Source organism: Leptolyngbya sp. CCNP1308 (genome assembly GCF_034932455.1).
Lineage (GTDB): Bacteria > Cyanobacteriota > Cyanobacteriia > Phormidesmidales > Phormidesmidaceae > Nodosilinea.
In genome coordinates, this window is record NZ_JAYGIH010000023.1 from 1 (window position 1) to 7,898 (window position 7,898).

Annotated in this window: 5 protein-coding genes; 2 read left to right on the forward strand and 3 right to left on the reverse strand. The window is 50.5% G+C overall.

Features of this window, described 5'->3' with window-relative positions; all coding sequences use genetic code 11:
- Positions 1–410: 410 nt before the first annotated feature.
- Together VB780_RS08315 and VB780_RS08320 are read right to left on the reverse strand one after the other, a co-directional pair.
- Positions 411–1,427, reverse strand: a complete 1,017-nt coding sequence (locus VB780_RS08315; RefSeq protein WP_323350670.1) for a hypothetical protein — start codon at positions 1,425–1,427, stop codon at positions 411–413.
- Between the two features lie 7 nt (positions 1,428–1,434).
- The gene (locus tag VB780_RS08320) at positions 1,435–1,986 is read right to left on the reverse strand and encodes a J domain-containing protein (RefSeq protein WP_323350671.1); all 552 of its coding nucleotides are present in this window, start codon (positions 1,984–1,986) and stop codon (positions 1,435–1,437) included.
- A 650-nt stretch (positions 1,987–2,636) separates the two neighbouring features.
- Here VB780_RS08320 and VB780_RS08325 point away from each other — a divergent pair.
- Positions 2,637–4,028 (forward strand): metallophosphoesterase, encoded by a 1,392-nt coding sequence (locus VB780_RS08325; protein WP_323350672.1) that lies wholly within the window; start codon positions 2,637–2,639, stop codon positions 4,026–4,028.
- A gap of 106 nt (positions 4,029–4,134) precedes the next feature.
- On the opposite strand, the gene VB780_RS08330 is transcribed toward VB780_RS08325, so the two are convergent.
- Positions 4,135–4,674, reverse strand: coding sequence for a site-specific integrase (locus VB780_RS08330; protein ID WP_323350673.1), 540 nt, complete (start codon positions 4,672–4,674; stop codon positions 4,135–4,137).
- Positions 4,675–5,820: 1,146 nt separating this feature from the next.
- Between VB780_RS08330 and VB780_RS08335 the strand changes: the two genes are divergently transcribed.
- Positions 5,821–7,563 (forward strand): site-specific integrase, encoded by a 1,743-nt coding sequence (locus tag VB780_RS08335; protein ID WP_323350674.1) that lies wholly within the window; start codon positions 5,821–5,823, stop codon positions 7,561–7,563.
- Positions 7,564–7,898 lie beyond the last annotated feature (335 nt).

Sequence of the window (7,898 nt, forward strand, 5' to 3'; positions counted from 1 at the left end):
AGGCTAGTTGCCCGCGCCGCAACCACTCCACAGCTGAATTTCTTATAGAACCCTCTCTACATGAGGCATGCAAGCCAATCAAGCGGTTTAGCTACGACTTTTAGGTAGAACGGCAAAATCAGGCTTTGAGACAACTGGCACAAGCCAGCACAGGCCAAACCTAGTCCATTTTTCAGCGCTACTGGCACAGAGCATATGTGCTTATAGTCTATGAAAAGAATGCCCATATGATCTCTTCCTAGCTGAGCCTCTGTTGTGTCGGCTGTGAGCCTATGGTGCCCTCCCTGGTGGGGGTCTCAAGCTTGTGCAAACGATCCGCCGCTGGGGCTGCTGCACTGTTTGAGGCAGCGTGTAGGCGGTTTGGAGTGTGAGGCAGCCATAGAATCTAGAGTGAAGCTCCCGATTGGGAGTTAAGCCAGAGGTCGTACCATCCGGCGGATCTTCTCGATTCGCCTCAAGGCCTTACTCATGTGTTTCCTACCGGTTGTTGAGTCGGGGAACAGACTTGCTGAAAACGTGTCGATATACCGCTCAAGGTCGTCAACTGTGCAACCCCTACCATTACCTCCGAGCCACTGATGAAAGTCCTTGTGAACACTTTCCTGGATAACAATAAGGTTGTATGGATGATCTGCTAGATGTGGATAATTTTGACGGTCATAGACATGATGAACTGCTAGGTTAATGGGATTTGCAGGGCCGCGCCTTTCGCCTGTTATTTGACAAGTTTTGTCGGCAGCTTTTTTAGCCCTTTCCTCTGCCTGTTGAATCAGTTTTTTGCGATTTTTGCGGTCTTCTACTATATCTTGCAATGCTGCAGTAACACGCTGGGATACCAATTCACACCAGGCCCGGCGATGATGATTGGTCAGAGTTGCTCCCAGGTTGGCTGATACTCGCGCAATGCCCATGCCGCTCAAGCAGACGGCGTCTCCATCTTTGATAAAGTGCTTCTCGAGCTGCAGCGGCTCAGCCTTAGTAGCTTTAATCTCTCCCTGAAAAGCCTTATTTAAGACATCCTGGCGATTCCCCAGACCTAAAAGCTGACGAGTGTAACGAGGCCGCATGTAGGCACGATCATGGACGAATATTAGTGCGTCCTTACTGTCAACGACCTCAATAAACTTTTTCTCCACTAAGAGCTGCTTTAGTTTTTTGTCTCGACCACTCAGCCACCGACGAAAGCGACGGATCAGTTGACGGCCCTCGTTTTCATTAATGTACTTGCATATCTCGTAGGCTCCCTCAGGGCTAAACCGTCTTTGACCCAAAGACTGGTTTGCCCAAGAAAAATGCTCTCCTTCAATTAGCTCCCACTTATCATCGGGAACTTTATCGAAAAGCTCGCAGATGTCGTAGATTCGCTGTAGCGACACCTCTAAAGCTTGAGAGAGTTCATTGTCTCGAATAGTGCATTTCTCAGCCATTTTCTTTCTAGGAGTATGCCGCCAGTAAACTGTCTCTCATAAGCTTCAGTCGGTTAAACACCTTCCCGTCACCACCCTGATCAGGATGGTGTTGGAGGGATAACTGCCGAAAAGCTCCTTTGATGTCGTCTGCCGTAGCCTTGCTTGGGTCTAGCTGAAATACTTCCCAAGGGCGGAAGTTGCGGAATATATCGATCCCGTTGATGCAGTCCTTGCCAATGGCATCACGCTCAGACTCTGGTAGTTCAACCCATTCCCGATAAATTTGCTGCCATGCTGCTTTGTTGTTGAGCTTTAGCTTGGCGTCAGCGACATAAAGCTTGAAGGTCGCATTTTTCTTAAGCTCGTCGTAGCTTTTGCATCCCAAGGCTTGAGTGACCCCGGCTTTTAGCTCCGGCAGGGTAAGCTCAGCCTGCTTGAATGGCCCCCCGTTGACGAACTCGGCCAAGCCGAGGAGCACCTGCTCGTCGTAATCATGCGCTGATGCCAACTCCCGAACTTTGCCCCTAACTGCATTGAAGTTGGGGCGCTTTATCCTGGTAGATTTGGATTTAGCCATACTGGGGGCTCCTCTAAGCCGAGGGCTCTTGCCCGCTACTCACTACATTTCCAAAGTGCCCGCACCTTAGTCCGTAAAGTACGCGGGCTTGACACAAGATTTAAATACGCCTTCATTTGAGTAGTTGCGCGACGAGGCAAACACCGGGACTAGGCCAGGGGAGAGCCTGGCCTCTGGGCTGTCCTACACATCGGGAAAAACCCATGGAAAGCTCACTGATGCAGCTTACATACGCCTGCGATTGATACCCGGTAAGCACCTGCCCAATAACCGGGCAACCTAAACTCAGGCATAGATACACCCTGATAGAGCCCCGCCAAACCTAGTAACCACGGAGGGGCTCTTTTTCGCGGCAATAAAAAGCCCGCTGGTTTCCCAACGGGGGTATGGGTGTAATTTTCTCAGAGTAACGACTTGGGCTGATAAGCATGGCGATCGCCTGTTGTTAATGCCGAGAGAACTCCCCCTAGTGGATTAACCCACCGCTAGGGGAGCCCTTACGGAACAGCTATAGTCTCCGCAACCCTGAACAACCGTAATCCATATCACCTGTTTACCTACGGTTAAACACGTGGCACAGGCGGGAATGACTTCTGAAACGGCTGAATTTGTACCTTGTCAACTTCCCCCAAGGACAAGGAGCCAGTGACATGAATTTATTGCCCCCAAACAATCTACGAGCCCTCTGGAATCGATCAGCGGCTCTGCGGCGGGCTGCGCTCAAGGTAGTGGCGCTAGTGATTTGCTTAATTGGCTTGAGTGCGATCGCACCCGAAAAAGCCCATGCCTTTGCGATCTACCACCGCACTGGCGACAACGCGCCGATGCATGCCAAAGTCATCGAAGGCGATTTTAGAACCAATATCAGCCCTGGCGGCGGCGAGGCCTGCAACTGGAAAAACAAAGACTGCAACCCATCAGGCAAGCGGGATGCAATGCTGACAGCCCAAATCGAGACTGATAACTTTACCTGCGTCGTCAAAATGCCTGCGGGCGGATACGCCATGCTGGTCTCGCGGGATCGCTCCAACCTAGGCCTGCCGCCCGATCGCTACTGTCAGTCCCGTGACTGGAATGAAAAGGTAATCGACACTGCGCCTTACGGTACCGATTTGCCTATATCTCAGCGAGACGTGCGCTTTTTAGCCACCGCCGATCCCCAGTATGAAAACAGCAACAACGACTGGGACAAAAAGGCTGAAAACACAACTGCGCAGATGCGCCAACGTCTGCAAACCGGCGGCAACATCCGAGGAATTTTGATCGCGGGCGACCTTACCGACTACACACGCGGTACCCAGTGGTCGCAGTACAAGCGCAGCATTGATGGAATCTCTCGTTTTGTCTACGACGGCCTAGGCAATCACGACTATTACACGCCAGGGGATTGGCTTAAGAAAGCGGCCTGTGACCTGGGTCGGTCAGAGTGCATCAACCCCGGCCAAATCAAAGCGGCGATGACTGACCGCAAGCGCGGTACGCCCGTTACCAACACCAAGAATCCACATTATTCCTGGGACTGGCAGGACGTTCACTTTGTGCAGCTCAACCTCTTTCCCAGCGATACTACCTCGCCCCAGTACCCCCAAAACGACCCCTATGGCAGCTTGTCTTTCTTGAAAAACGACTTGCAGCGCTACGTGGGTAACTCGGGCCGCCCGGTGGTTCTGGTGCAGCACTGCGGCTTTGACGACTTTTCCATAGGGAAGAGCGAACAGAAGGAGGAATGGTGGACCGAGGCCCAGCGTAAGGCCTATTGGGATGCGATCGCACCCTACAACGTGGCTGCTATCTTCACTGGGCATCTGCATCCCACTCCCGAAGGTGGTTGGTATATTCCCTGGACCCGTCCCGATGGCAGCGCCGCTGGCCCAGACATGATTCCCACCTACATCGCAGGCTGTACCCGCACCGGAGCCTTTTTGGATGTGCAGATGACCAACGGCCAAATGACTGTTTCTCGGATTGGGTACTACCCCGAGCAAGGCTACTTGGCAGAGGTAGACCGCAAGGTGGTTTCCCTCTCTCGGCCTGCAGCCTAATGATAATCAACTAGTTCAACCGATTACTTAACGCGCTCAAGCCCCTGTTTAGCAGCAAACAGGGGCTTTGTGCTCTCTACAGCATTAAGAATAGTTTGCCTGGTCTCTACAACTGAGCGATCGCCTCCACCTTCTCCTCCTCCGACACATCCAGGTACCGTTGCAGCGCCGCCATCGACGACCACCCGCCCAGGTCTTGAATTGCCTTTAGTCGCACCCCCGCCTTATCTAACCGCGTTGCCCAGGTGCGCCGATTGCTGTGAGTGCTGTACCCGCGCAGGCCGAGGCGGTCGCACGCCTTGCGCAGCGCTAAATCACAAGCTTGCCGCGTAATCGGCCCCTCCCCACTCCGCCCCGGAAACAGATACCCCCGGTTTGGCAACTCTGCCGCCGCCAGCACTGCCTTCAGATTGGGATGGATCGGCACCGCCCTTGTGCGTTTTGTCTTTGTCGTCGCCTTGCGCAGGACCAGCGTCTCCCCCACCACATCCTCCGCCCGCAGCTGCCGCGCCTCGCTCACCCGACAGCCGGTGTAGTAGCAGATGGAGAAGAGCGATCGCATCTTGAGGCTCAATTCCTCCATCACCTGTTCAAACTGATCCGCCGACCAAATTTCCGCCTGGTCGTGGCGATTTTGCTTCGGCACCGATTCACCTCAGAATTGGATCCAAACTACCCTCGCAACCCTTGACTTGCTCTTTTTGATATTTCAGCAAGTACAGTTTATCGGAATAACAAGGGTTTTAGCGATTTGGAATTGAAAGGGCTCAAAATATTGATGCTTATTGAGAATAGAGTCCCCGTGTTGAGAGTTGCGAAAACTTTAAAACGGATCCGCTACCAGAACGTCATTGCCTTAACGGGATGTGGTTGAGGATACGGCATGAGTGTTGAAGATGTCGTACCGAATTGTTTTTAGTAAAAAAAGTAGTTTCAATTAGTTTCAATTAAATGAAAGTAGTTTCAATTAGTTTCACTTGAGTGAAAGTAGCTTTGGCGAAGACTGGCTAAATGCTGCCATTCAGCAATCTGAATAAATTTAGGGTGGTCGCTTTTGGAAAGCTTCGCTAAGCTAAGAAAAACTGAATATCCTTGCTTCCTCATTGCTTAATTAATTCAAGCAAGTGACAGGGGCAAGGAACCCATGCCTTTGATTCGATTAATGAACTCAAAGGCTTTCCGTAGATCTGCTTGCCTAAGATCATCAATATCTACAGCATTAAACTGGCTGCCTAAAGCCAGTTAGTTTTTGTCTTTGCTGAAAACAATTTTAGGGATTTCAAAAATTTTCGCAAATCGTTTCAGCCCTTATTTCTTAGGGTCTTTAGAGATTGCAGCGATTTTTGCTTGCCTACTTTAGGCTCCCTGAATTTCTGCTGAAATCCAGCAAAAACGGAGGTTCAAATGTCTTTTTGGATGAGTCATTTATATCTACTCAGACCACCTAACTGCCTACATCTAGATGGCTTTGCCACTGGAATTATCAAACAGGCTCGGCCAAACTGTGTTTTGTTGGATCGGTTCACACTCTTAACAAAACTTCAGGATTCTGTTTTCCTGCGTCAGGAAAACAGAATCCTGAAGACCAATTTCATGGATTTAAACTATCGCTGTAAATCGCTACAGCCTTTGTTTTTCAAGGTTTGCAGAGATTTGCGTCGATTTGCTGTTTGCTGTCTTAGGCACCCTAAGTTTCTGTCAAAAACCGACTAAAAAGCTGTTTCACATAACTTGATCCCATGAACCGTTTGATCAAACACCTAATTTTCAGGAAAAAAGGAGACATTAACGAATGACGACAACATCAGGCTACGCTGTAGCCGATTACTTGGCCAGCGATGGTATCTGCGAAAAGCAGAAGCGAATTTTGAATGCTAAAACGGCCTTTAAACACTTCCTCCGAGCTCGGGGAGTATCTAAACAGGAGATTAAGTCCGATTTTGAAGGTGCCTTGGAGCGGGTTCCTCTGTCATGTCTCCAAGATTCTGACGTAGTCCTGGCTCTATATTTGGATGAGTGTGTCAAGGACGGCCAGTTGTCGGCGCGCTCGGCTAGCAACATCAAGTCAGACTTTGCCGGTTTTCTAAAGTTCACTAAGCAGCAGGAGTACTTCCGGCTAAACGTAGAACACTCGAACCGCAAATATGCGCCATCCGCTCGAAGTGGAGAAACTTTTTATGGAGTACGGCGGGGTAAAGGCAAGAACCCTAAGTTGGCTCCCTATTCCTTGTCAATTGATCAGTGGTCTGAAACAGCCCAAAAAGAGCACACTGCTATGGCTGATTTTTGGACCCGACGCGAGGTTGGAAACCGGCAAACCCCACCTATTAGAGCTGTCAGCATGGAAAGGCACACCCGCAATATCGAGAATTTCTTTGGATTTCTGATCAATGTGTTAAAGGGGGACTTGGCTACCCTTGGAATTACTTTGGAAGATTTGAAGACCCCACTTCCTAGTCTTAAGATTACAAAGGCGAATCTTTCTCTGTCGTTAATGACCGAAGTTAAGCTTCTTCAGCGGTTCACCGAGTGGGGCCTCAATGATCGTTGGGCGGGGACAGGGTATCCCCCCAATAGTTATAGGTGGGTGCAAGGGATAGTGTCCACAGCAAAGAAGATTGCCCAGTGGCTTAATCGGTTTATGGAGGATTACGACGAGGCGGGAGCGGTTAAAGTTCTGAGTCGATTGCTAAAGCGCTATCGGCAGCGAATGAAGGGAGAAAGCTCTAAAAAAGAGGAAATCCTACCTTCGTTTTCGCAATGTGCGATGGCTGTTGAGTGGCTCAGAGAAAGCTGCGCTCCCCGGGTCCGCCGCGGCGTTCCCCGGACCCGCCGCCAGAAAAAAGAAGCGTTCTGGACCTATCGGCGCAAGGACAGTGCGATCGCCCGGTCGTGGCTCCGTTATTTAATGTGTGCTTTGCTGCTTTACTGTGCGATGCGCCAGCGGGAGCTTCGAGAGCTTGAATTAGGGCGTACTTTATTTCGGCGGGAAGACGCCTATTGGATTGTTTTAGGGCCCGACGATCACAAGAACGGTTCTAAGACTGGGAAGTCGCGAGAATACCCCATTCCTGACTTGTTGACGGCTGATCTCGATGAGTGGCTGATGGTTTGGCGGCCTAAGATTGCGGCAATGGTGGCTGAAAAATATCCCCAAAATGAGCACAACCCGAATCTGGTGTTTTGTTCTCTAGGGTCAAACTCGAGTCTTGAGATGCTGGGTCAACCCTTTAAGCACAACAATCTGTATTCGATCATCACCTACTCTATGTACCGCGCGACCTCTGCTGTGTTTGGCAAGGGTTTTAAGGTAAACCCTCATCTGTTCCGACACATTGCAGTAACCCACCAGCGCGAGCATGGGGATCCTAATCAGAGAGAAGCGCTCGCAGAGATGATGGGCCACTCTTTATCAACGGCCGAGCATTTCTATAAGAAGGTGCAATCTTGGCGGATTGCCCAGAAGGCTAAGGGCTGGTGGAAGAGCTATAATCCCCACGCCCGTCCGAATTCTGCAAATAATAAGGGGGAATAAAGCACTCATCCCTTGCTTGTAGGTTTCTCCTAAACAGCCCGTCCAGGATACCCTGGGCGGGCTTATATTTTAAGGAGAGGTCGGTGCACAGCAGAGCGGATTTGGCGATGTTGTCTCCAAGGTGTTTAGCTAAGCACATCTACTCTGTGCCAGTAAGGCTACAAGGTGGACTAAGTTTGGCCTATGCTGGTCTGTGCCAGTTGTCTCAAAGCCTGGTTTTGCCGTTTTACCTAATAGTCATAGCTAAAGCTCTCAATTGGCGTAGATGCTTTGTATAGAGAGGGTTTTCGCAGGAGATTCAGCTGCGGCATGGTTGCGGCGCGGGCAACTAGCCT

Bases quoted from the DNA above. Each gene is read 5' to 3' on its own strand.
- VB780_RS08315 (WP_323350670.1), bottom strand. From the start codon at position 1,427: ATGGCTGAGAAATGCACTATTCGAGACAATGAACTCTCTCAAGCTTTA.
- VB780_RS08320 (WP_323350671.1), bottom strand. From the start codon at position 1,986: ATGGCTAAATCCAAATCTACCAGGATAAAGCGCCCCAACTTCAATGCA.
- VB780_RS08325 (WP_323350672.1), top strand. From the start codon at position 2,637: ATGAATTTATTGCCCCCAAACAATCTACGAGCCCTCTGGAATCGATCA.
- VB780_RS08335 (WP_323350674.1), top strand. From the start codon at position 5,821: ATGACGACAACATCAGGCTACGCTGTAGCCGATTACTTGGCCAGCGAT.